The 26,510-nt window shown below is 43.7% G+C and carries 17 protein-coding genes, 4 tRNA genes and 7 pseudogenes; 14 read left to right on the top strand and 14 right to left on the bottom strand.

The genetic code is table 11. The features are described from left to right. Positions 1–267: 267 nt before the first annotated feature. The 4 genes and pseudogenes from ppx (at position 268) to TT12_RS05205 (ending at position 4,622) form a co-directional block, all read left to right on the top strand. A pseudogene (ppx, locus tag TT12_RS05215) lies at positions 268–1,793 on the top strand (exopolyphosphatase). A gap of 227 nt (positions 1,794–2,020) precedes the next feature. Continuing rightward, positions 2,021–2,822: pseudogene (locus tag TT12_RS05210) on the top strand (acetyl-CoA carboxylase carboxyltransferase subunit alpha). 229 nt (positions 2,823–3,051) lie between these two features. Continuing rightward, a pseudogene (tilS, locus tag TT12_RS16700) lies at positions 3,052–3,674 on the top strand (tRNA lysidine(34) synthetase TilS); the annotation flags it as partial. Positions 3,675–3,722: 48 nt separating this feature from the next. Then, complete coding sequence (locus TT12_RS05205; protein WP_353511615.1) at positions 3,723–4,622, top strand: TilS substrate-binding domain-containing protein; 900 nt, start codon at positions 3,723–3,725, stop codon at positions 4,620–4,622. Between the two features lie 42 nt (positions 4,623–4,664). On the opposite strand, the gene TT12_RS05200 is transcribed toward TT12_RS05205, so the two are convergent. Further along, on the bottom strand, positions 4,665–5,177 hold the full coding sequence (locus tag TT12_RS05200) for a GNAT family N-acetyltransferase (protein ID WP_045452683.1): 513 nt from the start codon (positions 5,175–5,177) through the stop codon (positions 4,665–4,667). A 218-nt stretch (positions 5,178–5,395) separates the two neighbouring features. Between TT12_RS05200 and proC the strand changes: the two are divergent. Further along, positions 5,396–6,228 (top strand): annotated as a pseudogene (gene proC, locus TT12_RS05195) (pyrroline-5-carboxylate reductase). Between the two features lie 183 nt (positions 6,229–6,411). Continuing rightward, complete coding sequence (locus tag TT12_RS05190) at positions 6,412–6,981, top strand: YggT family protein (RefSeq protein ID WP_045452679.1); 570 nt, start codon at positions 6,412–6,414, stop codon at positions 6,979–6,981. Between the two features lie 81 nt (positions 6,982–7,062). Here TT12_RS05190 and TT12_RS05185 read toward each other — a convergent pair whose 3' ends face one another. Beyond that, a complete protein-coding gene (locus TT12_RS05185; protein ID WP_045452676.1) occupies positions 7,063–7,869 on the bottom strand; it encodes a hydroxymethylpyrimidine/phosphomethylpyrimidine kinase in 807 nt (268 codons plus the stop codon). Positions 7,870–8,217: 348 nt separating this feature from the next. Here TT12_RS05185 and TT12_RS05180 point away from each other — a divergent pair. The 3 genes from TT12_RS05180 (at position 8,218) to TT12_RS05170 (ending at position 9,466) form a co-directional block, all read left to right on the top strand. Further along, a tRNA-Ser gene (locus TT12_RS05180) sits at positions 8,218–8,307 on the top strand. Positions 8,308–8,494: 187 nt separating this feature from the next. Then, positions 8,495–8,571, top strand: a tRNA-Arg gene (locus tag TT12_RS05175). A 241-nt stretch (positions 8,572–8,812) separates the two neighbouring features. Continuing rightward, on the top strand, positions 8,813–9,466 hold the full coding sequence (locus tag TT12_RS05170) for an RDD family protein (RefSeq protein ID WP_045452672.1): 654 nt from the start codon (positions 8,813–8,815) through the stop codon (positions 9,464–9,466). 62 nt (positions 9,467–9,528) lie between these two features. Here TT12_RS05170 and TT12_RS05165 read toward each other — a convergent pair. The 11 genes and pseudogenes from TT12_RS05165 to TT12_RS16695 all read right to left on the bottom strand — a co-directional run bounded on the left by TT12_RS05165 (position 9,529) and on the right by TT12_RS16695 (position 18,696). Beyond that, positions 9,529–10,508 (bottom strand): annotated as a pseudogene (locus tag TT12_RS05165) (calcium/sodium antiporter). Between the two features lie 294 nt (positions 10,509–10,802). Further along, positions 10,803–11,183, bottom strand: a complete 381-nt coding sequence (panD, locus tag TT12_RS05160) for an aspartate 1-decarboxylase (protein ID WP_045443274.1) — start codon at positions 11,181–11,183, stop codon at positions 10,803–10,805. A gap of 100 nt (positions 11,184–11,283) precedes the next feature. Continuing rightward, positions 11,284–11,865, bottom strand: coding sequence for an aminoacyl-tRNA hydrolase (gene pth, locus TT12_RS05155; protein ID WP_045443276.1), 582 nt, complete (start codon positions 11,863–11,865; stop codon positions 11,284–11,286). 196 nt (positions 11,866–12,061) lie between these two features. Next, on the bottom strand, positions 12,062–12,736 hold the full coding sequence (locus TT12_RS05150; protein WP_045443278.1) for a 50S ribosomal protein L25/general stress protein Ctc: 675 nt from the start codon (positions 12,734–12,736) through the stop codon (positions 12,062–12,064). A 421-nt stretch (positions 12,737–13,157) separates the two neighbouring features. Then, positions 13,158–14,105: a ribose-phosphate pyrophosphokinase gene (locus tag TT12_RS05145; RefSeq protein ID WP_045452669.1), complete on the bottom strand. Its 948-nt coding sequence runs from the start codon at positions 14,103–14,105 to the stop codon at positions 13,158–13,160. 110 nt (positions 14,106–14,215) lie between these two features. Then, a tRNA-Gln gene (locus tag TT12_RS05140) sits at positions 14,216–14,291 on the bottom strand. A gap of 244 nt (positions 14,292–14,535) precedes the next feature. After that, positions 14,536–14,611, bottom strand: a tRNA-Gln gene (locus TT12_RS05135). 167 nt (positions 14,612–14,778) lie between these two features. Next, positions 14,779–15,759: a 4-(cytidine 5'-diphospho)-2-C-methyl-D-erythritol kinase gene (gene ispE / locus TT12_RS05130; RefSeq protein WP_045452666.1), complete on the bottom strand. Its 981-nt coding sequence runs from the start codon at positions 15,757–15,759 to the stop codon at positions 14,779–14,781. 232 nt (positions 15,760–15,991) lie between these two features. After that, on the bottom strand, positions 15,992–16,624 hold the full coding sequence (gene lolB, locus TT12_RS05125) for a lipoprotein insertase outer membrane protein LolB (RefSeq protein WP_045452664.1): 633 nt from the start codon (positions 16,622–16,624) through the stop codon (positions 15,992–15,994). A gap of 156 nt (positions 16,625–16,780) precedes the next feature. Beyond that, positions 16,781–18,142 carry a tetratricopeptide repeat protein gene (locus TT12_RS05120; RefSeq protein WP_243443393.1) on the bottom strand — a complete coding sequence of 454 codons (1,362 nt, stop codon included), beginning with the start codon at positions 18,140–18,142 and terminating at the stop codon, positions 16,781–16,783. Further along, a complete protein-coding gene (locus TT12_RS16695; RefSeq protein WP_243443392.1) occupies positions 18,103–18,696 on the bottom strand; it encodes a hypothetical protein in 594 nt (197 codons plus the stop codon). Before TT12_RS16695 ends, TT12_RS05120 begins: the two co-directional genes overlap by 40 nt. A gap of 619 nt (positions 18,697–19,315) precedes the next feature. Here TT12_RS16695 and hemA point away from each other — a divergent pair. The 5 genes and pseudogenes from hemA to TT12_RS05095 all read left to right on the top strand — a co-directional run bounded on the left by hemA (position 19,316) and on the right by TT12_RS05095 (position 24,427). Continuing rightward, a pseudogene (gene hemA / locus TT12_RS05115) lies at positions 19,316–20,669 on the top strand (glutamyl-tRNA reductase). 665 nt (positions 20,670–21,334) lie between these two features. Next, entirely contained in the window at positions 21,335–22,468 is a 1,134-nt protein-coding gene (locus tag TT12_RS05110; protein ID WP_045452661.1) for an aminotransferase class V-fold PLP-dependent enzyme, read from the top strand. A 158-nt stretch (positions 22,469–22,626) separates the two neighbouring features. After that, positions 22,627–23,063, top strand: a pseudogene (locus TT12_RS05105) (YeeE/YedE family protein). A 98-nt stretch (positions 23,064–23,161) separates the two neighbouring features. Then, complete coding sequence (locus TT12_RS05100; RefSeq protein ID WP_045452657.1) at positions 23,162–23,581, top strand: DUF6691 family protein; 420 nt, start codon at positions 23,162–23,164, stop codon at positions 23,579–23,581. Between the two features lie 249 nt (positions 23,582–23,830). Next, positions 23,831–24,427: a DUF6236 family protein gene (locus TT12_RS05095; protein WP_207804000.1), complete on the top strand. Its 597-nt coding sequence runs from the start codon at positions 23,831–23,833 to the stop codon at positions 24,425–24,427. 221 nt (positions 24,428–24,648) lie between these two features. Here TT12_RS05095 and TT12_RS05090 read toward each other — a convergent pair whose 3' ends face one another. After that, complete coding sequence (locus TT12_RS05090) at positions 24,649–26,313, bottom strand: AMP-binding protein (protein ID WP_045452653.1); 1,665 nt, start codon at positions 26,311–26,313, stop codon at positions 24,649–24,651. Positions 26,314–26,510: the final 197 nt, after the last annotated feature.

Here is a 26,510-nt window from a genome sequence, read left to right as displayed (position 1 = left end):
TGTAGCAAAACGCTATCTTTAACACAAGCAATGGATGTTTATGGCGCATTTGTTATTTTGTGAATGATACGCTTGCTGCTTAATTAGCATTTGGGTCACTTGCCAGTGTTTGGCATAAATGCTTTAATGGCGAAAATTGCGTCAAATACGTGAGCCGCTTTGCGTAAATGGCACTATTTGGTGCAGCTACGATGTTTATATGACTCAATCGTCTAATTTTTAGCCCATATCCTCTCCCTTTTATCCAACACGGTAACGATTCCTCTTATGCCTATTGACTACCTTACAAATCCGCCGCTTGCTGATGATGAAATGATGGCAGCCATTGATATCGGTTCCAATAGTTTTCATCTGGCCATTGCGCGTCTTGACCATGGTGAGGTGCGAAAAGTCGTTTCTATGTCTGAAAAAGTCCAGCTCGCCGCAGGCTTGGATGAAAATAATATCTTAAGTGCGGCAGCTGCACAGCGAGGTCTTGACTGTTTGAGCCGATTTGTGGCACGTTTGGATTCGGTACCACCCGAACGCATTCGCGTGGTTGCGACCAACGCTTTACGTCAAGCCAAAAACGCCAATGACTTTATTGCCCGTGCCAATAAAATATTGCCGAAACCCATTGAGATTATCGCGGGACGAGAAGAGGCACGCTTGATTTATTTGGGCGTCTCACACACCAATGCCAGTAGTGACAAGCGTTTGGTCATCGATATTGGTGGCGGTTCGACAGAGTTTATCATTGGTCAAGAGTTCGATCCGCTGTTGACCGAGAGTTTGCAGATGGGCTGTGTCGCCTTTACCCAGAAGTACTTTGCCGATGGTCAAATCACGAAAGAAGCCTTTAATAATGCGATATCAGCCGCTCGCAAAGAAGTGTTAGCGATTCAGGGTCGTTATCAAAAATTGGGCTGGAGTAGTGTGGTTGGCTCGAGTGGGACGATTAAAGCGGTACGTAATGTGCTGGTCTCTAAGGGCTGGCTGATGAGCAAGAGCGCATCACTTATAAAGGTGTCAAAAAGTTAGAGAAACTGTTGCTTAAAATTGGCAACGTCGATGACATCGATTTAGAAGGCGTTAAGGAACATCGCAAAGCCGTCTTCCCAGCAGGCGTTGCGGTACTGCGTGCAGTCATGAAAGTGCTGGGTGTCGATACCATTAGTTACTCAGATGGTGCACTACGTGAAGGTGTGATGTACGACATGCTTGGACGCTTTGCTAGCGAAGATGTTCGTGACCGCAGTGTGCTGGCGCTGATTAAGCGTTATTCGGGGGACAAAAAACAAGCCAAACAAGTGGTGAAAACCAGTCGTCATTTATTTGAGCAAGTGAAGGAGAAGCTCGCCCTTACCAATGATGATTGTGATTTACTCAGACGGGCGGCTTTCTTGCATGAGATAGGATTGGCCATCAGTCATAGTAGTTATCATAAGCACAGCGCGTATTTGCTTGAGTATTCTGATATTCCAGGATTCTCGCAAGTCGATCAAAAGCGCATGGCACAACTGATGCTCAATCATCGTCGTAAGCTCAAAGCCGATATGTTAGAGCAGACCTGTACTATCGGTGGTAATCAGCTTGTTTATCTTTGTCTGCTGCTACGTTTGGCTGTACTGGCGCATCACAGCCGCAGCGATCATGAATTACCAGAATTACAGTTACAAGCCATGGATGATCATTGCTGGCAAATCACCGTTGCCGATAGCAGCGAGCACTATGCTTTCTTATTGCCGGATCTGCATACTGAGATTGAGCAGTTTGCTAAATGGGGCGTGACGCTGAGCGTGGTTGAGGGCTAGATAGCGCTGGTTTGTACTGAGCGATCAACACGGTGCTGTTACTATTGTAATGAGTATGCTATAGATTAACGTAACAAAAGCGGCTTTGTCAGTAATGTCATGCCATTTAAGATGTGCTACTATAGCTTCTATTGAGTTTACAACTGTACTTTCATTATCTAAAAATCGATAACGATATTATTCTTAAACATAAATACATTAAGTATAATTATTAAAGGGAAGCGTCTATGAGCACTGTCTGGGATAGTGTGCAGCTTGCACGGCACGCCAAGCGTCCATTATTTATGGACTATGTTAATCAGCTGTTTACCGAATTCGATGAGCTGCACGGTGACCGTGCTTTTGCTGATGACAAAGCCATTCTTGGTGGTCTGGCGCGTTTTGATGGTCAGCCTGTGATGGTAATTGGTCAACATCGCGGTCGCAGCACCCGTGAGCGTATTGCTCATAACTTTGGCATGGCCAATCCTGAAGGCTACCGCAAAGTGATTCGTTTGGTCAAAATGGCTGAGCGTTTTAATATCCCTGTGATGACCTTTGTGGATACCCAAGGCGCTTATCCGGTATCGGCGCTGAAGAGCGCGGACAAGCGCAAGCCATTGCCGAAAGTATCGCTGTTTTTTCTAGCCTAAAAGTGCCTATTATCGTGACTATCATCGGTGAAGGCGGCTCAGGTGGGGCGTTGGCTATTGGCGTTGGTGACAAAGTCAATATGCTACAAAATAGTATTTATTCGGTTATCTCTCCGGAAGGCTGTGCATCTATCCTGTGGAAAACAGCTGAAAAAGCACAAGATGCTAGTGAAGCCTTGAAATTAAATGCGATTAATTTATATCAGATGGGGCTGATTGATGCGTCATTGAAGAAGGTGAAGGCGCACATATCAAGCCGCAGCCAGTCATGATCGCCTTGAAAGCACTGATTGCTGAGCAGTTAAATGAGATTAAAGATTTAGACGCACACGCGCGTTGTGAGCTGCGTTATGAGAAGCTGAAAACCTTTAACTCAGAAGTGATGTTGCCTGCTTAATTGGTCGCTATGACACCTCTGTTACAAAGCCTCTATTCATGGACACAAAGCTTTTCATATTAGAGACTGAGTCTTAATGCTAAAATAAAAACGTGTCATTTTATGGCGCGTTTTTTGTGGCTGTTAATATAGGTGCTAACTGACGCTGTAACTGATGTCGTAGCTGACGTATGAGCAGATTCATTTATATGTCAATTCATGTATGCATGCTAAATAAATAAGGCTGATTATGACCAGCAGTGCAATCCTCTCGCATCCTATGAAGCCAATCGCAGACTTGCCTGTCGATGCCGATCTGGCAAAAGCATTATTGAGTAGTATGGCTGAATATGGTGAACAGCTGCACGGTCGACGGATTTGGCTGGCGTGTAGTGGTGGTCGTGATTCATTAGCATTGGCTGCGCTGTGTGTGCAGCTCTATCGCCAAGGTAAGTTGCCATTTTTGCCACAATTGCTGCATGTGAATCATGGTTTGCAAGCAGATAGTGAGACTTGGGCGATGCATGTCGCTCATTGGGCAGCAGTGCAGCAGATACCGTGTCGGATTTTACGTGCGCAAGTGAATGGTTATGATGAGCAAGCCGCAAGGCAGGCTCGTTATGATGTCATGCGAGCGCAACTCAATCAAGATGATGTATTGCTCTTAGCGCATCATGCCGATGACCAAGCAGAGACGGTGCTGATGCGGCTGATACAAGGCGCTGGGTGAATGGTCTGTCTGGTATGCAGCCGTGGCGTATCCAAACGCAGGGCGCACAACGTATGGCGTTATGGCGACCTTGGCTGACGGTCAAACGCGGCAATATCAGCAGTTATGCTCAGCGCCTAAAGCTCCCTTATATTGATGACCCAACCAATGATGCTGGCGATAATGTACGTAGTGGGCTACGCCTTGACATTATGCCAGTATTGGCGACCTATAATTCCAATGTCATTGACAATATCGCCCGTAGCGCACAGCTATTGCGTGATGCCCAATTGATAATCAATGCACAAGCGGCAGAAGATTTACAGCAGATAGAGGTAGCATCATTACAGCTATCGTCTGCCCAGCGTGTGCTAAATATAGACAAGCTACAAGCATTACCCATTTATCGTCAGCGCCAACTATTGCATCATTGGCTCGGTCAAGATGAACCGTTACCGCCTGCTAAGCAGCTGGTCGATGATGTATTTATGCTAAGCCAACGTGGAGATGCTGATCACCAAACGGCGCTTTTTTGGCAAGCTCGCAAGCAGTCCTATACGATTTGCCGCTATCGTCAGCAGCTTTATCGTTTAAGCAGTGAGTGGAGCAAGTGGTTAGCATTACCGCTTACCAAACAGATTCAACCCTTATCTAATCTTGTGGTGGCTGATGCGTATTCAGCGGCTGCTCAGCCTGTATCAGTTACCTTACGTAGTGATGATAACTTTATTTGGCAAGTGCAAATGATGCCAGATGCCTTGGTAAAGCTATTAGACAGCGATCAAGATGATGAGAGGTTTGAGATTACCTTTGCACCATTAGGTCGTCAGCAGCGTGTGCAAACTGCATTGGCATCACGTCCACAAGCGGGCAAGAAACTATATCAAACGCTTGGTGTACCTGTATGGTTGCGCGAGAGTTTGGTGGTGGTCAGTGCCGTATCCGTACAGCAGGATAAAGAGTGGCCATTATTGCTGGTTTCACCTTTTGAGAGCTGGATACTAGGGACGAGTAGATCGCTAACAGACACGACAGAAAATATTGGCGTTTTAGACAGTGCTATTAGAAGCAATGTTATTAGAAACAGTCTAAGCATCAATAACGCTTTTTAATATTTGTAACCTAAGCCTTTTAGGAGGTCAGGTTATCTAGGGCTAGGGCATCAGGACATCAAGTTTTCTAACCATTTTGATATCTATTATTTGCGTGCTTTTGTAGCATTCTTCACTCTTTTCGCCATTAGCTCCAAAGCCAAATTTTTGATAGAAATCAATAGCAGCCACATTATTTTCTAATACCCATAAATAAAAATGGGCATGGATATGAGATTCTAAGAGAGCTTTCAATGATACTGTCATTAATTGAGTGCCTATACCCAATCCTTGATAATCGGGCAAAACATACAACGTGGTAATTTCATAATTTTTATTATTAATGAAGTACCCAATAAACCCCAAATTATGATGATGAGCATCATATGCTATCCAGACAATAACATCAGGATGCGCCATTAACTCCTGCCACATTTTTGTCTTATTACATAAGTTGTTTTTATCATTGATATAGGACGCTGGTAGCAAATCTAAATAGGCGGCATGCCAACTTTTGAAGTGAATGTTAGCAATGTCTGCATAATCCTCAGGGTTGGCTTTACGAATGAAAAACATATTACTCTCCGTCACTGATTTTATATAATGCCCTTGTTAATCTAACCGTTTGGTTGTGCCATAGTCCATGGCAATTAAGTGATTCAACGGAGCTTACAGCCGGGTTAGATGCCGTCAATTTATCAAACGATGCCAGTAGCAGTATGGTAAACTGAGTGTCATTTTACCTATCATTATGTTAGTTTGAATACCTTTGGATTTTTGAATAGGAGACATGTATGTCAGTATTAGATAATAAGAAAATCAGCTTTATCGGTGGCGGAAATATGGCGCAGGCTTTGATTAGCGGGCTTGTCAGCTGCGGTGTCAAACCGAGTTTAATTACCGTTGCTGATCCTAGCAGTGAAGCGCGCGAGCAATTGGCTGCTAAAGGATTGAACACGGTTGATCCAACTGCTGATGCAAAAGCTGCCGTTATCGATGCTGACATTGTGGTACTGGCGGTCAAACCGCAAGTGATGAAAGCAGTGGTCAGTAGCTTTGCAGATGCCTTAGACAAGCAGCTGGTGATTTCAGTGGCAGCAGGTTTGTCGACTGAGCTTTTATCTGACATGTTGGGTGGCTATGACAATATCGTCCGGGCGATGCCAAATACCCCTGCAATGATTCAAATGGGCGCAACGGTCTGTACGGTACTGATAATATTTCTGCTGAACAAAAGCAATTAGCAACGGCGGTGATGGAAGCATCAGGATTGGTCATGTGGGTCGATAATGAAGAACACATGCATGCGGTAACCGCCGTATCAGGTTCAGCACCAGCATATATGTTTTACTTTATTGAATCGATGATCGATGGGGCAGTGGCTTTAGGTTTGGATAAAGAGCAGGCTTCAGCGCTCGCTATGCAAACCATGCTAGGCGCGGCAAAAATGGCGATGAATAGTGAAGATGCACCTGCTGAATTGCGTCGCAAGGTCACCTCGCCAAATGGGACAACCCAAGCCGCCGTTGAGTCAATGCAAGCCAATGATATCGGCGGTCAAATCGTTGAGGCTATGCAGGCTTGCTATGACCGTAGCCAAGCATTGAGTGAAGAGATGAGTAAATAATCATCCATATATCAGCGCGTTATTTGCTACAAGCGAATGACGCGCCTGAGCCGTAATACTAAGCAGCAATATTAAGCACCAATATTAAGCACCAATATTAAGCACCAATATTAAGCACCAATACCAAGCAATGACAGTCGTCATCCCAAAACCTGTTAATAATGTCACATTGAGTAGCACTTCATGAACAACATGTTATTTCAAATCTTTGATTTGGTCACCACCTTCGCCATGATGTTGGTGTTTATTCGCTTTATGCTGCAATTTGCAGGGATGGATGCCAGTAATCCCATGATTGCGCCTGCCTATAAAGCAACGCATATTGTCGACGTGTTTGGGCGTATTTTTCCAACCGTCGGGCAAGGGCGTATCAGTATTGCGGCTATTGTCCTGATGTTTTTGATTCGTTTAATCGATATCTCTGGAAAAGCAGCACTGACCCATAAAGGTATCGCTCCTGTACCGTTATTTTTCACTGGTACTATCAGCTTGGTATTAGACTTTTTACGTATGTGTCGCTATCTCGTCATTGGTTCCATCATTGTCAGCTGGATTGTGGTATTTACCCAATCTCAGCATCCGATTATTGGTATTATTGTCGATTTAGCGGAGCCAATCTTGGCACCATTTCGTCGAATCACACCAAACTTGGGTATGATTGATTTATCACCAATGGTCGCATTCATTGCTTTTATTTTGCTTGAGATGTTTATTGGTGGCTTTGCCGCGAGCTTCATGCCAATGTTGGGTTGAGCTGGATTAATGGTCACTTGAAAGCTGCTATCTAAAAAAGGGCGTTCTATGAGATATAGAGCGCCCTTTTTTATTAATTATTTAGAGGTTATGTTGAAAGTCTATAAAACGATTGGGTATTAATTGGGCTTGGTCATTATTAGGGTGCGGTGCATCAGCGGCTCGCAGCGTCTGGGTAATCCAGCTGTCTGCTGCCTTTACTGCATCGATAAGCGCATCACCCATTGCTAAGCGCCCAGCGATAAAGCTGGCAAGCGAACAGCCAGAGCCATGAAATTCGCCCGTTAAGCGCGGCAAGGTGCTTTTATGTACCATCTCACCCTTTATGTACAAATACTGCTCTATATCGCCGCTATCAAAGTCGTGTGAGGTCTTTACCAATACGGCATAGGTGCCTTGAGCGCATAATTTTTGCGCGCCAATATGTAAGTCTTGCTCACCGCTTAATGCGCGTAGCTCATGAGTATTCGGTGTGATGAGGGTCGCGTATGGTAACAGCTCCCTAAATGCGCTAACGAGCGTCTTTTCATCGCCCAAACTGCCACCACTATTGGCAACCAATACGGGATCTAATACAAATGGCGTATCAGCGGCGATAAGGCGCTCGGCAAACAATTGAGTCAGCATAGCGATATTATCAGTCGTACCCAACATACCTGACTTAATAGCTGCAACAGGCAAATCATCGAGCACTGCGGTGGCCTGATCCTTTACCAAATTTGCTGCACAAGCTTCAAACCCAAAGACTTGCTGCGAGTTTTGTATGGTAATAGCTGTACAAGCAATGGCAGCATGCGCACCTGCTTGACCGATGGCCTCTATATCCGCTTGTAATCCAGCGCCGCCTGAGGGATCTAATCCTGAAAAACACAGTACCACTGGTCGCATAAAAATTCCTTTGACATAATCTACAATGAGTAACAAATACTATAGACACCCACTGCTAAAAAAGCCATAGTAGGTGAGAGATGGTATATAGACAATCCATCCATCAATTAACAACAACCCAGAGCGTGCTGACTAACTTAAACATCGTTTTTACTGGTTTTTATTGATATTTGAGCTGCTCAAGAGGCTATGAAACCCCATAAAGAAATAAATATGATAAAAACTGCATTAAATTTGTAGACAGTGCTTGCAATTCGTTTTGGCTTTGCTATAATACTCGCCCACGGGATAAGACGTATTATCAGCAATAATACTATTTTTTAGAACTTAAAAAGTCTTACGTCGTTTGGTGAAGTGGGTGAGTGGCTGAAACCAGTTCCCTGCTAAGGAACCATACGTTTGCGCGTATCGAGGGTTCGAATCCCTCCTTCACCTCCATTTATTCGGTTTTTAGTAGAGTAGTGACGCAGCATAAAAGCGTTAATAATCTTCCGTTTTATTAAAGCAAAAAATAATTTGATTTTAATAAAAAAAGATATTGACACAAGCGAAATTATCTATATAATAACCAACCTAATTTGCTGCAATTGTTTCTTAACAACGCAGTAAATGATGTGCAAAGTACGCGCTTGTAGCTCAGTTGGATAGAGCACTTGGCTACGAACTAAGGGGTCGGGAGTTCGAATCTCTCCAAGCGCACCATTTGCATTATCATTTCTTTAACCCAGTTAAAGAAACCTTAAAATAATCGCCTGTCTTATGACAATTTGGCGATTTTTTTATGTCTGTAATTTTTGTGTGATAGTCTGATGAGCTGATGAGTCATACGACATGGTTATACCACATTGTTATATGACTTACGGCATCTTAGGATAATGTACGATAAGACAGTGAATTACGGTACAATAGAGCCACTATTCACTGCTTGCTATGAGCTTGTACCATGTCAAAGAGTTTACCTAAACGACCTACCAAATCTGCTGCTAAAACGAAAGCATCATCACACCATGCTTCTGACGTTGAAGAGCTAACGATTGCTAAACCTGGCACCCGTATGGCAGCCATTCTCTATGATGGCATGTTAATTTTAGCGTTGTTGTTTTTGGTCGGTACCCTGCTAACCGTGATTGGTACATTGCTGACCATGAATACCGGTACAGACTCTTCTCAAGCGCAGTCGCTGCCAACGTGGTATCAAAACGTGATTATGACGCCGTCTTTTATACTGACGTTAGTCGGATTCTATGGGATATTTTGGCGTCGTGGTGGGCAGACATTAGGTATGCAGACTTGGCGGTTAAAGACGGTCAATAGCAATGGTCATTTGCTAACGTGGGGACAGTCATTTAAGCGGATTTTAGCGGCCAGTATTATGCCACTTATATTTGGTATCATTGGTAGTGTCATCGATGGCTCGCGTGCTGTTTTATTGACCAGTGCCTTTTTGGGCTTTGTCTTTAACTATGCTTTTTGCCTCTTTAACCCACGTGGTCTCGCAGTGCAAGATATGCTATCGAATACCATTACCTTAAAAATGCCAAAAACAGAGAATGAAGGACTATGGCGGGTGATTAGAAATCGCAAGCAAGGAAAATAAACCACATTATCATCGCCATAGCCTGTTCATACATTTTAAGGTCTGTTAATACACTCTAAGCGTTACAGGTTGACGGTTTGTATCAGCCATAAAGTATAGCCGACAAAGAATAAGACCAAGGTTGACCCAGAAGTGCGACCGAATGGACGCTTACTCATAAAGGCAAACCCGCACAATACCAAGAGTAACAAGGTGACCAATCCCATCGCCACTATATCGCGTGATAAGATAATTGGACTGACTGTGATTGGCGCTATAAGCGCTGCGAGACCAACGACGCCCAAGGTGTTAAATATATTAGAGCCAATAATATTACCCAGTGCCATGTCGTGTTCGCCTTTACGGGCGGCTGATAGGCTCGATACCAGCTCAGGTAACGATGTCCCCACAGCAACAATCGTCAATCCAATCACCAGTTCGCTAACGCCCCACAGCGTTGCCAATTCTACTGCACCCCAAACTATAGCTCGTGAGCTAATGACCAGTAAAAGCATGCCGATAACTAAGCTGATGAGTCCCCGTGTTAGGGTTTGCTCGATATGTTCAGCATCGACGCTTTCTGCTATGGGTTCTCCTTCGTGCTCATGGTTGCCTTCACGTAAGCTTAGTACAATCTGAATGCCTAAAGTCACGACCAGCAGCGCTATCAACACAATCGCATCTGCTTGGTCTAATTGCCCATCACGCAGCTGCCATGCGGCGACCATAGTAATCAATACCAATAGAGGTAAATCACGCTTGATGATGCCCTTACGAATGATAATAGGGCTAATCAATACGGTTGCACCCAATACCAGCGCAATATTGATGATGTTTGAGCCATAAGCGTTGCCTAATGCCAAATCAGGGCTGCCTTCTAGTGCCGCCAATACTGACACGACCATCTCAGGGGCGGATGTACCCACACCCAAAATCAACACACCGATTAAGAAACTAGGGACGTTGAATTTTTTGCTAAGGCAGTGGCGCCATCAACAAAAAGGTCTGCACTCCAAACAAGAATAGCTAGTCCGATCAATACTGCAATAACTGCCAACCACATCAGTTTGTTTCCTTATTAGTGTTAATACCAAACCTAAAAATACGCTTAGCCGTGCCAAATTCATTTAGCCTAAAAACATAGCGCTGACATTTATTTTTCTGACGACTTCATTTTTTAAGAGTGGTATAAAATGTGAATTTGCCATATAAAAATGGCATAAAAAAAGCTGAATCAGAATGGAGATTCAGCTCTCATATTAGCATAGCGGTTTTGGTTGGATAATAAGAATAACTTCAACAGCTTAGTCGATTATTTATCCTTGCTTTATCCAAAAATCTTCGGTGTTCTGGTGCTTTAAGCCACTTGTACTGGAATGATGTTTGCTGTGTCTTTTACGGTGTTGTCTTCGTTGCAATACACCAGTTTTGGCTGGTAGGTTGCCGCTTCTACTTCATCAAAATGAGCATAGGCACAGATGATAACGATATCGCCTAAATCTGCCATGTGAGCCGCCGCACCATTTAGCGAGATGATACCAGAACCCGCTTCAGCGCGGATAGCGTAGGTGCGAAAGCGCTTGCCATTGGTCACATTGTAGATATCGATAGACTCATTTTCGCGCAGACCAGCAAGATCCAATAAATCACCATCGATACCGCATGAGCCTTCGTAATGAAGTTCGGCATGGGTGACGCGAGCACGGTGTAATTTGCATTTAAGCATATTAAGTAGCATAGGTTGCTTCCTTAGCGTAACTGAGATTAATGATTCAAATCAAAAGGTTAATGGGGGATAACTTGCTAAAATAAAAGGCTATTATAGTTAAAGCATGATTTTATTCTGGCAGTTTGAAGCCATTAATTTGTGAACGTGCTTTTTCAATATCGCCATTTAGTAATAATGGCAGCGCTTCAAATGCTGCTGTCAGAGCGCTATCAATGGCAATCTGTTCATCGGGCGCAGCTTTTGAGAGCACATGACCACTAACTTTAGACTTATGACCAGGATGACCAATACCAATACGCAAACGATGGAAGTCGTTGCCGATATGAGGGGTGATATCACGCAGACCATTATGACCGCCATGACCACCATTCGTCTTAAGTTTGATACTGCCAGCTGGAATATCGAGCTCATCATGAGCAATCAGTAACTCATCATTTTCAATGCCATAAAATTTCACCATCGGCACCACTGACTGACCAGACTTATTCATAAAGGTGAGCGGCATCAATAGACGTACGTCATGCCCATGAATCTGCCCACGTCCTGTGATTCCATGAAATTTTTTATCATGAGAGAGGGTAATGTTGAACTGCTGAGCCAAGTGATGGACAAACCAAAACCCTGCATTATGACGTGTAAACATATACTGCTGACCAGGATTACCAAGACCGACAATAAGCTTTATGGCCATAAAAACACCCTGCTTAAATTGAATAAATGAGGCATAAGATTTGCGATTATGCTATTTATTCATAGCATATCTGTTATTTTTCAAACCTTACTTACAAAAACAGCAGGAGATATTTATCACCTGCTGTTTTTTGACTAAACAAACCTTGTATTACATAGCAGACGCTAGGTTGCGTGCTCTATGTAACCGTGGTTTATTATTCGCCGTCTTTGTCTTCAGTACCTTGCTCAGTAGCAGGTACGTCAGCAGCATCAACTTCTTCAGCGTCTGCGTCAACTTCTTCAACCGTTGGTGGCTGCATGTTAACGATAGTACGGTCGTGGGCATCTTCCATGTCAAGATCAAAGATAATAACGCCTTCAGGTAGTTTGATGTCTGATAGACGGAATAGATCACCGATTTCCATGCCTGATACGTCAATTTCTAGGTATTCAGGTAATTGTGATGGTAGGCAAACGATTTCGATATCAGATACTAGCGTTGATAGAACACCACCAGCTTTAGTACCAGGCGCTTCTTCACGACCAGCAAAATGCACAGGAACGTTCATGTTGATTTTCTGACCTTTCACAACGCGCTGGAAATCAGCATGCATTGGGAAGCCTTTAGCTGGATGGCGTTGCAAGTCTTTGATAACTGCTTGATGCTCTACACCATCAACATTGATTGTCAAAATGTGTGAGAAGAAAGCTTCGAATTCAAGTGACTTTACTAGCTCGTTGATCTTGATAGAGATAGACGTTGGCTCTTCGTTACCACCATAGATGATAGCAGGAACTAGATTCTGCTTACGTAGGCGGCGGCTCGCACCTTTACCTTGTTGCTCAGCAGAACGATCAACAGCGTTTAGTTCAAAATGATTAATGCTCATGGATATAATCCTATAAAAAGAATGATGAAGTGTCTGGTCATAAAAAAGTGGATTTGCGACCAATCCACTAATACGTGATGATAGCTAACATTTATGATTGCTAACAAAATTCACAATTGCTAAATGTAGCCATTTGCTCATCATAACGATTTTTTGGATAGTCATTATCATGACAATCGTTACTTTTGGGCATGATCAGCACTTTTGAGAATGCCAACCTAATTAAATCGAACAAATGGTCGGCACAGGCGCGCATTATACGTGATTTTGTAGTAATAATAAAGACCTACGCAAAATGACTGTGCAGCACCAATAGGCAAAAAAGCGTCAAGTAAAGATACTTGACGCTTTTTTTTAAACTTAAGCAGTGTTTTATAACGAGCATTACCAACAGAAAGTAGAGCGAGTGCTCATTAAAAGTCTAAGCGTCAAACATGGCGCTGATAGATTCTTCGTTATTGATACGGCGTAAGCTTTCAGCAAGCATCGGTGCGATACTCACTTGGCGAATTTTGCTACAGGCTTTTGCCGCTTCAGACAATGGAATCGTATCGGTAACAACGACTTCGTCTAGCGCAGATTCACTGATATTTTGTAACGCGTTGCCTGATAGGACAGGGTGCGTAATATAAGCCAATACGCGACGTGCACCGTTTGCTTTCAATGCTTCAGCTGCTTTACATAGCGTACCTGCGGTATCAACCATGTCATCAACGATGACGCAATCACGATCACGAACATCGCCGATGATGTGCATGACTTGCGATTCATTGGCACGGGCACGGCGTTTATCGATAATCGCCATGTCAGTATCGCCCAACTGTTTAGCCATAGCACGCGCACGCACCACGCCACCAACGTCAGGAGAGACAACCATGATGTTGTCGTAATCTTGTTTTTGTAGGTCGTTAAGCAATACAGGCGTGCCGTATATATTGTCTACAGGAATGTCAAAGAAGCCTTGAATCTGATCTGAGTGCAAATCAACCGTCATCACGCGATCGATACTCACGATGTTTAGCATGTCAGCGACGACTTTAGCAGAGATAGGCACGCGAGCTGAACGAGGGCGACGGTCTTGACGGGCATAACCAAAGTAGGGCATGACTGCTGTGATGCGACCCGCACTAGAGCGACGCAGCGCATCGGCCATCATCATGATTTCCATCAAATTGTCATTGGTTGGTGCACAAGTTGGCTGCATGATAAACACGTCTTTACCGCGCACGTGTTCTTTGATTTCTACGGCGATTTCGCCATCAGAAAAACGCGTGATGTCAGCTTTACCAAGAGGTATATGGAGATGATCGGCTACGGTTTTTGCTAATTCAGGGTGGGCATTACCCGTAAAAATCGCCAAATAAGGCATGACAGAAGTCCTATTGATTGACTCAAGCAGCGACCGCTAAGCAGTGTCAAACTGCTCAAATTCAGAAAAGAGTGGTGAAAAGTTTTGATGACTACTATTACAGTAAAAAATGGCAGGGGTAGCTGGACTCGAACCAACGGATGTCAGGATCAAAACCTGATGCCTTACCAACTTGGCTATACCCCTGTAATGTCTAAGCTGTGTACGTCGATATCTAAAAGCAACTTTTAATAAAAGTCATTGTTAGAATAGCGTCACGACCTGTTCGCTATATTATAAACGGATAAACCATTTAAAATATAACTGTTCCCTAGCGGTGTCCATTGCGAACTATACCGAAACTGGGATAACGTTGTCAATGTCAATAAGATAAGCGGCTATTTATAAACCACCTATGATCACTGCATATCAAACGCTTCGTACTAAAAAATGGCAGGGGTAGCTGGACTCGAACCAACGGATGTCAGGATCAAAACCTGATGCCTTACCAACTTGGCTATACCCCTATTGAGGCGACCTATTATAATTAAATTTTCAGAATTTGCAAGTCATTTGCGCCTTTTTATGGCTTTTATTAAAAAATAGGTCAAAAACAAACCGAATATGGGGTCAACAAAGCGCTTTACGCTGTATTTATAATCATTTTATCTTCGCACTACAGCTCAAATCTAATTCATAGATGACGAACTAAATAGGCAGAACAAGGCGCCTCTTCAATCCACTTTGCTAAAAGTGCTTTGTCAGTAACCACGCTTGCATCCAAAGGTAAAAACACTGCGCTACCAGAGCCCGTCATTCGTGCTGTGCCGAGTGCTTGCGCCTCTAACCCTTGTAAGTAACGTAATGCTGCGCTGACGGCAGGGGCGAGGCTCGTCACCACTGGCGTAAAGACATTGTGATAGGGCGTGGTCAGAGTTTGTACATAGTCATTGAACTGGTTTTTGATGGTTTCAATTGACAGCTCGGCGATATCTCGTTGTAGCTTGGGATGCGCAAAAAGCTGGGCAGTATTAACGTGAGCATTGGGGGTCAATACTAAATATTGCTGGTCGGGCAACTTGATTGCGGTTAACTGCTCTCCAATACCCATCGCAATCGCATCTTGCCCAAAGATAAAAATCGGCACATCTGCGCCAATAGCGGCAGCAATTTTTATCAGCTTATCTTGCGTCAATTTAAGCTGCCAAATTTCATTAAGTGTCATCAATGTCGTTGCGGCATTGGATGAGCCGCCACCCAAGCCTGCACCCATCGGCAAATGCTTATCTAAAGCGATATGCACAGGTGCTAAATGCTCAGGTAAGGTGTCTGACTGTATGGCAGACGCTAGCAATGCACGTGCTGCTTTAAAAATTAAGTTGTCTTCTATATCGACAGTTATAGTCTCTGCACCAGCCAATATTAGCAGTTGATGACAGAGCTTATTGGCATCCAATTTACTATTTTCCGTAGATTCACTATCTACTGTAAAAATTACGGCTTCATCTATGACTGAGAAATGCAAATAATCGCCCCAATCAAGCAGGCGAAACACGGTTTGCAAATTATGATAACCATCAGCACGCTTACCTGTGATATGCAAAAATAGATTAATCTTTGCCGGTGATAAGCGGGTGATGGTGGAAGTAGGCGTAGCGGCTAGGTTTTTAATCATAGTTCTTAATGATTGTTCTCAGTGATAGTTTTTAATCATAACTTTTCGCCATAACCATCAGTTATAGACAGCTATGTTAATAAATATTGACGATTTGATAGTTATAGTCAAGTTCATATAAATTCGATACATCGTCAGCCTCGCTAACCATACTAATGTATAGCTCTCAATCGGCTTCCTTGTATCGGAATCATTTGAATTCAACTATATTTATTCATCATTCAATGACGTCTTAATGATTGATCGTCATTACCACCTTATTGCCTTGTGGCAGCACGGCACTGATTTTATTTGGTAACTTATCGGACCCTTTATAGGTGAAGCTTGCGGTCCATTCACCATTGACTGAGCTGATTAAACGATTCTGATCATCGAGCTGTGGTGCGCTATCGGAAGGCGCCGGGCGACCAGATATCCAATAGGGCATTTGTGAAATAGGCGCTTGCCATCCTGTGGCCTTTTTGAGCAAAGTCTCAGGATCATCAGCAGTTAAGGTACCTGTTTTTTCGCTGACTAAAGTGGCGGTTTGACCATTATACTCGATGTTGGTTTTACCAATACCGAGCGCGCCGATCAGCTCAATGGCAAAGCGATCATTCTGCTGCCCCCATGCATAGAACGCACTACCACCTTGAGTGCCTGTGGTGTCATTGGCGGGCATCGTTACACCGATTTTGCCAGTGATATTAAAGTTCTCAAGCTTTTGCGGTGGCTCAGCGTTTTGACCTTGTAAGGTCGCGCTGGGTTGGTTAGTAGCGTTTGCTGTTTTTAGTGATTGACAACCAGACGTGATGACGAGCGCGGTTGTCACGGCAGCGAATAGCACCAATTTATTAGGTTTATTAGCATGGACCAATACTGACATGATGTTTCCTCAAAGATAGACAAATTTACGAAATCATTGTTTCGAAAATAGATTAGCTTAATGGTTGTATGTTACTCAGTTATGCGTGGCTGTTAGTATCTTATGAGTGCCTTGTAATCATAGCACGCAACGATTTATCCACTATAAAATGACGGGTCAGTAAAGTTGTATACGGTCATTGATATTGTGTTGCCCAAATGAGAAGCGCTGCTGCAAGTCTGCGAGTAATGCCTCGACTTTTTCATTGTTGCCTAAACCTTGATAAGCGCGTAGTAGTAAGCTGCCAGAGCGTAAGGTAGGAAACACGTCGTAAGGGGTCTGCAGGTAGTCGATGACTTGTTGATAGTTTTCATTGGCCAATGCATTGCCAGCCAGCACATTCAGCGCTTGCAAGTGCAGCTCATTGTCATAACGTGGGTCATCATAGCGAATTTGAATGATGGCGGTGGCCAATGCCAATCCTTGTTCCGAACTGCGTTCATTGGCTAGCAATAACTGCGCGTAACTGAGCTGGTAGGAGAGGTTGGTTGGGTCAAGTGCTTGCAGATGATTAAGCAAGGTGCGCTTAACGATATAGTCGTCTTTGTCGTCAAGGAGCTGGGCGCGTGCAAACAAGAGCATCTCATTATCAGGATACTTGCGAGCAGCTTTGGTTAGTAGGCGCAGAGCTTCTTCGGACTCATTTTGCTGCCATAAAATATCGGCTTGTAGCACAAAGGTATCTGGCGCAAAGACGTTGAAGTCTTTACGCAGCTTTTCTAAAGTAGCAATCGCCGCATCTACATCGCCGTTAAGCAATTCAAAAGCCACTACTTTTCTACGAGCCTCTAATACCAAGTCTTCTTGCATGACACCGTTGAGATAGTATTTGGCTTGGTCAAAGTGCTGCTGACGCTCGGCACTGATGCCAAGGTAATAATAAGCTTGATCAAGGTAAGCGGGGTTTTTTGCGAGCATATTGAGTAGCTCATCGGCACTGTTATATTCTTCGATGTCTAAGCTCACCAATGCAGCCAACAGAGTAATCTCGGCATCATCCGCAAAGCGACCATGGGCATCCAGCAATAATTGCCACGCTTCTTGGCTTTGCTTTAAGTCAAGCAAGTAGCGAATCTCATACAGATAGAGACTTTTACTATCGGGATTACGCAGGCGTGCTTGGCTCACATAATTGACGACGGTTTCAGCCGTGACGATTTTGCGCAGTATGTCTGCCTTTAGCGTAATAAAAGGTACATAGTCAGGCTGGCGTTCTAGCGCCCGATTGATATGGACAATGGCAATCTCAGGCTCGTTAAATTGGTAAAGCAACCCTGCTTTCAATACCGACAATGAGGCATTCTGCTCGCTATCTAGTGGTTGCAAAGCGGCAAGTAATTCACGTTTGTCTTCATCATTGTTTGGATAGATACCGATAAGGATTTCGCTTAAGTCCGCTCGAGGATCATAAAGCAAAATACGATTCAAGGTTTCGCCAGCTAACAGATAATCGTGAGCTCGCAGAGCCAAATGCGCCACATAAAACCAAGCAGGCACGTGATCCGGATTTTGGTCTTGCCATGACTTGGCAAATTGTAACGATTTCTCAACCCTTTCAGTGCGTAAAGAAAGGCTGAGTGCTCTTTCAAACACGGCAGTTGCATCTTCTTTAAATGCTTGCTGCTTATAGATGGTAATCGCTCGTTGTTTATCACCGCGATCGGCTGCGAATTCTGCATCAAGCAGCGCATACAGCTAGGCTCTTTGAGCTCAGGTTGCCATAAGGTAGTTGGCGCTAACCCATTAATATTGGCGACATTTTCTATTGGTTGTGTATTGGCAGGAGCAATTGCTGGTAGCGTTGAGCGGCTATTATCAATACCGTCGCTACGGACTGCCTTGTCGTTCTTATCAATACCGTCGCTACGGACTGCCTTGTCGTTCTTATCAGTAATGGCTAGTTTGGGTACATGGGCTTCGAGCGAGATATCAGGATGACTGGCATGAACGGAAGACGATCCTAAGCATAGGCAAAAGGCCAACGACAAGGTTAGCTTATAACGCTGGCACAGACGTTCGATAACTGCATGCAATAGAGCACGCAGATTAGATTGGTCGTCGTGCGCAAGTTGTGATCGAAATAATGACCCAAAAAAATCATAGATAACCGTATTCGCCCATTGTTCATCTATATCGATAAGACAATTTTATTTTAATCATTTCAAACTAACTATTGGTAACGAGTACCCATGCCTGACATTATAAAAGCAGACTGATGGGATAAACAATAGTGCCCGTGTTACTCCGTCATTAATAGCAGCCGCTCTACCAAATCTTTGCTAACAAAGTAGGATTGGCTAATAACCTGTATCAACGGGGTCTTTCATTGGTTGTAAATCTTAGCCTAAATATTGTGAAAATATAACAAGTTAACGTCAAGTAAGCGAATGATTTCTATCCATTTCTATAAGCGCTCGCTAAAACATAGATATTGGTTTTAACAATCGTATCGGTAGTTGATTTGTTACTCATGCGCCCAGATACAAGCAAATAGCTATCATCGATAGCTGAGTGTTAATTAAAGCTGGCAATAATGATATAATAGGCGGCTTTTAGAGTCTTCCTTTCAGCGCTGTCGTCTACAACTGTCTTTTAAAAATAATGAGATAGCGTGGGCTGGCAGGTGAGCGTCATGTTTATGGTCTATCAATAATGAGATTAGTGGTCATTGGGGTCAATCACAAAACTGCACCAGTCGCTCTGAGAGAGCGCTTGGCGCTTGTGGGTGACGATGTGAATATCGCTCTCAAACAATTAGAGGCCTTTACTGATGGCAGTGTGATTGTTTCGACTTGCAATCGTACGGAAATCTATGCGCTCGTGCCGCAGCTAGCAGAGCCGCAAGATGTTCCCTCTTTGTCTGCTAATGGCGCGGTCGGTGCTCAGACATCTTCGGCGGCCATTAGTGCTCATATCTTAAAAATTAAAGCATGGCTTGCTGACTTTAAGCAGTTGTCACTGTCTGAGATTGATCCCTATCTTTATGTGCACCGTGACACTCACGCGCTGACCCATTGGCTTAGGGTCGCCGCAGGGCTTGACTCTATGATATTGGGTGAGCCGCAGATACTCGGTCAAATCAAACGCTCAGTACAGCTCGCGCAAGAACAAAAAGCGCTGAGTAATCAGCTTGGCTGGATTATCGATCAAGTATTTGCTGCCGCCAAACGCGTCCGTAACGAGACCCAAGTGGGTGCTCAAGCGGTATCGCTTAGCTATGCGGCCGCCAAATTGGTGACGCAAATATTTGATGATTTACCAGTCGCACTTTGCTGGTGGTCGCGGCAGGCGAGATGAACCGTTTGGTTGCCACCCACATTGCTGGGCTTGGGGTAGGTCGTGTGATTATTTGCAACCGCAACCCTGAACGCGCTGAAGCGCTGGCAGTGGAGCTGCGCCGCGCAGGTCACTTGGTAGAAGTCAGACCTTTGCAAGAGTTACCACAAGTTTTAGCAGAAGCCGATATCGTTAGTAGCTGTAGCGGTAGTATGGATGTGTTGATCGATAAAACCATGACTTTGCGCGCGCTGAAACATCGTCGTTATCAGCCTATGTTGATGATTGACTTAGCCGTACCGCGTGATATTGACTCGACCATTAGTCGTATCGATGATGTTTATCTTTACTCTGTCGATGATTTACAACACGTGATCGCTGGCAATATCGAACAGCGTAGGCAAGCGGCAGTCGATGCCGAACTGCTCGTTAGCCAATTAGTCGTTGAGATGGATCGCAGCTTTCAAGTGCGCCAAGTTGGTAAAGACATTCAGCAGTATCGCACGCATACGCAGGACCAAGTAGATAAACTCCTGCATGAATCCATTGCCAAGCTACAACAGGATAATGCCAGCCCTGAAGATATTATCATTGAGCTGTCACGCCGTTTGACGCAGACGCTAACCCACGCACCATCGAAGCTTATGCGCAAGGCTGCCCGTGAAGGGATAGTGAACTGCTAGACTTTGTAGTGTCTGGGCTGCAAGAGGCTCATCGCGGACGTCGATAGCCATTATTGACTGATCAAAAAAACATAAGTGGCGCAAACGTTATTATTGCGCAAACATATCGTTGTCAACCTGCATTATCAGTGCTAATATCAAGCTGTTATGAGTATATTAAGCGATGATAATCTTTTGTTATACGCGAGCGGTTATTTTCTAAAAACCTTAGTGTATATGTTCTCGTTTGATGCCTATTCATCTCATCAGTTGTTAGTGACCATTATCAGCCTACCACCGCGTAGCCCTATAGTGGCGCACCTGTTCTGTACGACTTTGTCTAAAATCAATAAAAACACGGCGTGCAAAACACAATCACCAACGGCAATAGCGCTAGGATAAAGTGCTATATCGTCAACCCTGCGTCATGCTCTCGACTATTACCCAATATTAATATTCAGTTAATACTACCTATAGTAGTATCTAGCTGCTATGCAATCTAACGACTATGCTATTGGTCAGCAATGCTATTTGATAGCCATATTATTTAACAAAAACGTTATTTGACAACCATGTTATCTAATAGAAGCATTATTTGGTTAAGTTGACGAACAGTAGGTGTGTAGATTGGTTAGCGTTATTAAGGCAGGTTGGTTTAAGAGAGTATCTGGATTTTGCTATAGCCAATGCTTGAGAAAAATTAAACTATCTAACTATAAACTAGGAGCTTCCTATGACTGCATTACGTCAAGATATTGATCCAAACGGCTTATTAGAATACTCAGTGGTCTATACTGACCGCGCCTTAAACCACATGTCAAAAGTCTTTCAGCAAGTGATGAATGACTTATCTAGCGACCTAAAATCCGTGTATAACGCCGAAGCAGTGGTCATTGTACCCGGTGCTGGTACTTATGGAATGGAAGCCGTTGCACGCCAATTGGCTAATGATGAAGATTGTCTCATTATTCGTAACGGTTGGTTTAGCTATCGCTGGACGCAAATTTTAGAAAAAGGCAAAATCGCCAAGTCGTCTACGGTATTGACGGCACATCGTGAAGAGGGTGAGTCACCAAAACCATTTGCCCCCGTTGATATCGATGAAGCCGTTGCTAAAATTAAAGCAGAGAAACCAGCAGTGGTCTTTGCGCCGCACGTCGAAACCTCATCGGGTATTATTTTATCATCAGACTATCTCAAAGCGCTAAGCGTGGCTGTACATAGCGTTGGCGGTTTATTGGTCATTGATTGTATCGCTTCAGGTTGTGTGTGGTTGGACATGAAAGACTTGGGTATTGATGTTCTCATCAGCGCCCCGCAAAAAGGGTGGAGCAGCACTCCGTGTGCAGGCTTAGTCATGCTAAGTGCTGCGGCAATCGAAAAAGTAGACAATACAGAATCAGATAGCTTTAGCTTAGACTTAAAGCAGTGGTTAAATGTCATGCGTGCCTATGAAAATGGCGGTCACGCTTATCATGCTACTATGCCAACCGATAGCTTACGTCAATTCCGCGATACTATTTTAGAGTCAAAAGAGATTGGCTTTGATAAATTGCGTGATGCGCAGTGGCAATTGGGCAACCGTATTCGTGAAGTATTAGCCGCTAAAGGCATTGAAAGCGTTGCGGCGAAAGGTTTTGAAGCGCCAGGCGTCGTGGTTGCTTACACCGATCGCGATGATATGCATAAAGGCAGTGCGTTTGCCGAAACAGGCATGCAAATCGCTGCTGGTGTACCGCTAAAAGTTGGTGAGCCGGATAACTTTAAAACGTTCCGCTTAGGTTTATTTGGTCTAGATAAATTGACTGATGTAGACGGAGCAGTACAGCGTTTTGAAACTGCACTTGATGAAGTATTGGCAAAATAATATCTTTATCTCGTAAGATGTTTTTTAAGTAAAAAATACTGAGCCGTGTAACGAGGGTTCAGTATTTTTTTACCTATTTATTATATTTTATAATATAATGTATTTATATAAAACGAAATTCAAAACTGTTTTGATAAAAATTGGCTTAGGTAAATATTATGAGTATACAAATAGATTGGCAGGCCTTTACGCCAATTTCCTTGGTAGGCGGTCTGATGCTAGGCGTTGCAACGGTCATTTTGCTATTGGGCATTGGTCGTATTGCGGGTATTAGTGGTATTTTCTCAAGTCTTCTTAAGCCCAAGCGCGTCGAGATGTGGCAGGTGTTATTTATACTTGGTCTTGTTATCTCGCCATTATTTTATGGTCTGGTAAAACCGTTGCCCGATATAGAGATTAGTCGCTCTTTGCCACTGCTTATTGGGGCAGGATTACTGGTTGGTTTTGGCACACGTTTGGTTCAGGTTGTACCAGTGGACATGGTATTTGCGGTAATGCGCGACTGTCGCCACGATCAATGGCGGCGACGGTGACCTTTATGTTATTTGGTATTGTGACCGTTTATATTGGTCGTCATGTCTTGGGTTTGATTTAAAAACCACATAGACAGTACGTTGCGAAGATAGCGATGACTATTGTTTATATCGGATGGTTATAACCGCTTGGATTAACACATTAGGTGCGAGAAAAAACATGCTAAAAAATATAATTGGATTACTGGCAGGGTTATTATTTGGCTTTGGACTGCTGATATCAGGCATGACCGACCCTGTTAAAGTACAAGGCTTCTTGGATGTCTTTGGTGCGTGGGATATTTCTCTGGCACTGGTGATGGGCGGTGGCCTAATGGTAGCGATAGTCGGCGTACAATTGGCTAAGCGTCAAAAGACCAGCTGGATTGGGTCATTAATTGAGATGCCAACCAAAACCACTATTAATAAAAAATTGTTAATCGGCGCGATGCTATTCGGTATCGGTTGGGGCTTAGTCGGTATTTGCCCAGGTCCCGGTATTGTGCTGCTCGGTACAGGACAGTGGCAGGCTTATGTCTTTATTCCTGCGATGATAGTTGGGATGCTAATTTATCAATGGCTTGAGCCAAAACTGAATTAGTAATAGAGTAATCTTCTCAAAAATTTATTCTTAGTTCAAGTAACAAAAATCTCATTTGGCTTATTGACGCTTACCAGCTACCTATTTAATATAAAAGATCTGAGGAGAATGGAATCAAAAGGGAGAAGTACTTGAAAAGAGGAATAATAGCTACCCCTGGTATTATTAATAGATTACCGAAAGGCTTTCAAATGGTAGGAAGTCTTTCTTTAGATGAGATGCGCTATTATGCTTTACTGGGATAGTGTAGTGATTCCAACCAATAATTTAGTGCATATGGGCTTACCTCAAGAAGAAGCCTTCATATCAGCTGGAGCTATAGAACGTCCCAATGTTGCTTTCAATGGATCGTATGAAGGTGATCAAGTTACAAATGCTGTGCTTTCATGTCAAGGTATAGTTGCTAAAGAGCTAGTCAAAGACAAGAAGATAGATTGGGTGATTCAACAGTTTAATGATGAACTTATTATTTTAGATGACTATATTGAAGAAAGAAATACTCTTCGTATAGACCTAGCTTCTTGTCTCCCTGTCCCAACAGGAGAAATAAATATTCACGATATTCTGAATTTTAAAGAACTTAGAAAAACTGAGTTTATTGCACTTCATGAATATTTAGATGAAGTTTATCAACAAGCATTATTATTTCCTGATCAAGCTTTAGCATCAAAAAAAGCTATTTCTAACCTTACAAGAGCTATAGAAGACTTAGATAAAGTAACCCAAGAGGGTTTCAAAGAGTATATGAAGCATAACCTATCAACAGTATTTAATCTTTATAAAGATAAGATAGGTGAGGGTGTAATAATGGATTTAACTGTGGCAGCTTTGATGGGCAGCCTATAGTACCAGCGGTAACAATTGGTGGTATTGTGTCCGCCACTATAAAAGTAAGTATGAATTCGACTCAAACATTTAGACCAGCAGATAAAAATTTAAAGCTGGCCTATCTATCAAAGCTAAGAAAAACGGTTTATATAAGTGAGCATTGAATTAAAAAAGGTCAGCGATATATCGCTGACCTTTTTGATGCGGTGATTGATGACATCACTTAATAAGTTGCCGTTTTATTTTACACTTGCCGTTACTTTTGGCGTTTCGTGTGCTAATGACTTGGCCGCTTGACGCAGCTCAAATTTCTGCACTTTACCGGTGCTGGTTTTTGGAATTTCAGCAAAGATAATATATTTGGGCACTTTAAAACCCGCCAAATGCTGCTTGCAGTGCTCCATCACATGGTCGCGCTGCAAGGTGCTGCCTTCATGAATTTCGATAAAGGCGACAGGTACTTCGCCCCATTTATCATGCGGCGCGGCGACGACCGCACAGCTTTGGATTTCTGGCATTTTATATAAGACGTTCTCGACTTCGATACTAGAGATGTTTTCGCCACCTGAGATGATGATATCTTTGAGCCTGTCCATGATTTTGATATAGCCGTCAGGGTATTTAATGCCCAAATCACCAGTACGGAACCAACCGTCAGCAAAGGCTTCTTCGGTCGCTTTACGGCTTTTTAGATAACCTTTCATCACCATGTTACCGCGTAGTGCCAGCTCGCCCATTTCTTCGCCATTCGCGGCAACCGGCTCCGTGGTGCCTTGTTTAAATAGCTCAAAGCCAGTCATTAAATGTGACGTTACGCCCTGACGTGATTTCTTTTGCGCACGAGTAGCGACATCCAGTTCATCCCATTCTGCTTGTTCCGCGCAGACGGTGACTGGACCATAGACTTCGGTAAGACCGTAAACGTGCGAGATATGAAAGCCCATGGCTTCCATGGCAGCGAGCATGGTTTCAGACGGCGGCGCACCAGCGACCCAGCCTTTGACTTCATGATTGATGGCGTCTTTATATTCAGCTTTGCCGCCAGCAATCATATCGTGCACCACAGGCGCTGAGCAATAATGCGTAACTTTATACTTGGCAATCAGCTGCAAAATCAAATCAGCGTCAATCTTGCGCAAGCAGACATTGACGCCCGCACGTTCGGCAATCGTCCACGGAAAGCACCAACCATTACAGTGAAATAATGGTAGCGTCCATAGATACATCGGGTGCTTGGGCATATCCCAATCTAAAATATTGGAGACAGCGTTGAGTGTCGCGCCGCGATGATGATAGACCACGCCTTTTGGCTTGCCAGTGGTGCCAGAGGTATAGTTGAGGGCGATAGCATCCCATTCATCGAGTGGCTTTTCCCAATTATCCAAACTGTCTGAGCTGGCGATTAATGCTTCGTAGCTCATTTGTCCAAAACGTTCAGTATTGAGCGCCGCATCTGTCGCATGAATCACGATGAGATTGGGAAAGGCTTCATCGATAATCTCGGCATGCTCAGCAAACTCGCTGTCTAGAATTAATACTTTGGCTTCTGAGTGTTGCAGACAAAAGGTAAGGGCATTGATGTCGAGGCGGGTGTTCAGTGTACAAAGCACGCCACCTGACATGGGCACCCCAAAAGCGCATTCGATCATCGCTGGGGTGTTCGGCATCATGACGGCGACAGTGTCATTTTTATCGATGCCTAATTTGCGTAGACCATCCGCCAATTGACGACAACGATCATAAGTCTGTTGCCACGTTTGCGTCAGATTATTATGTGTTAAATCGTCATAAATGATGGCAGTTTTATCGGGATAGACCTGAGCACTACGGATAATAAAGTCGATAGGGGTAAGCGGTTGGTGGTTGGCAGCATTTTTGCCGAGACCTGTGTGGAAGTCTGTCATGGGGATAGTCCTTTATCTTGCTGTTATAATTCGGTGAATACGCTACAAACTTGCTATAAAGTTGGCTTCGCCATTTATCACGATTTGATAAGTTATTAATATTTTTGCTGACCTTCCTTGTAGCAACTCGCCGATAGGTGACTCACGGTAAATATTTGTTCGTCCATTATAGACAATGCTCTGTGAAAAGCGAGTAT

Origin of the sequence: Psychrobacter sp. JCM 18903 (genome assembly GCF_000586475.1) — a bacterium.
GTDB lineage: Bacteria > Pseudomonadota > Gammaproteobacteria > Pseudomonadales > Moraxellaceae > Psychrobacter.
Note: the sequence above shows the minus strand (reverse complement) of the source record. Positions and strands in the feature narration are given on the sequence as shown.

Excerpts from the sequence above, each read along its gene's own strand:
- TT12_RS05205 (WP_353511615.1), top strand. The coding sequence starts at position 3,723 with ATGCCAGTATTGGCGACCTATAATTCCAATGTCATTGACAATATCGCC.
- TT12_RS05200 (WP_045452683.1), bottom strand. The coding sequence starts at position 5,177 with ATGTTTTTCATTCGTAAAGCCAACCCTGAGGATTATGCAGACATTGCT.
- TT12_RS05190 (WP_045452679.1), top strand. The coding sequence starts at position 6,412 with ATGAACAACATGTTATTTCAAATCTTTGATTTGGTCACCACCTTCGCC.
- TT12_RS05185 (WP_045452676.1), bottom strand. The coding sequence starts at position 7,869 with ATGCGACCAGTGGTACTGTGTTTTTCAGGATTAGATCCCTCAGGCGGC.
- TT12_RS05170 (WP_045452672.1), top strand. The coding sequence starts at position 8,813 with ATGTCAAAGAGTTTACCTAAACGACCTACCAAATCTGCTGCTAAAACG.
- panD (WP_045443274.1), bottom strand. The coding sequence starts at position 11,183 with ATGCTACTTAATATGCTTAAATGCAAATTACACCGTGCTCGCGTCACC.
- pth (WP_045443276.1), bottom strand. The coding sequence starts at position 11,865 with ATGGCCATAAAGCTTATTGTCGGTCTTGGTAATCCTGGTCAGCAGTAT.
- TT12_RS05150 (WP_045443278.1), bottom strand. The coding sequence starts at position 12,736 with ATGAGCATTAATCATTTTGAACTAAACGCTGTTGATCGTTCTGCTGAG.
- TT12_RS05145 (WP_045452669.1), bottom strand. The coding sequence starts at position 14,105 with ATGCCTTATTTGGCGATTTTTACGGGTAATGCCCACCCTGAATTAGCA.
- ispE (WP_045452666.1), bottom strand. The coding sequence starts at position 15,759 with ATGATTAAAAACCTAGCCGCTACGCCTACTTCCACCATCACCCGCTTA.
- lolB (WP_045452664.1), bottom strand. The coding sequence starts at position 16,624 with ATGTCAGTATTGGTCCATGCTAATAAACCTAATAAATTGGTGCTATTC.
- TT12_RS05110 (WP_045452661.1), top strand. The coding sequence starts at position 21,335 with ATGACTGCATTACGTCAAGATATTGATCCAAACGGCTTATTAGAATAC.
- TT12_RS05100 (WP_045452657.1), top strand. The coding sequence starts at position 23,162 with ATGCTAAAAAATATAATTGGATTACTGGCAGGGTTATTATTTGGCTTT.
- TT12_RS05090 (WP_045452653.1), bottom strand. The coding sequence starts at position 26,313 with ATGACAGACTTCCACACAGGTCTCGGCAAAAATGCTGCCAACCACCAA.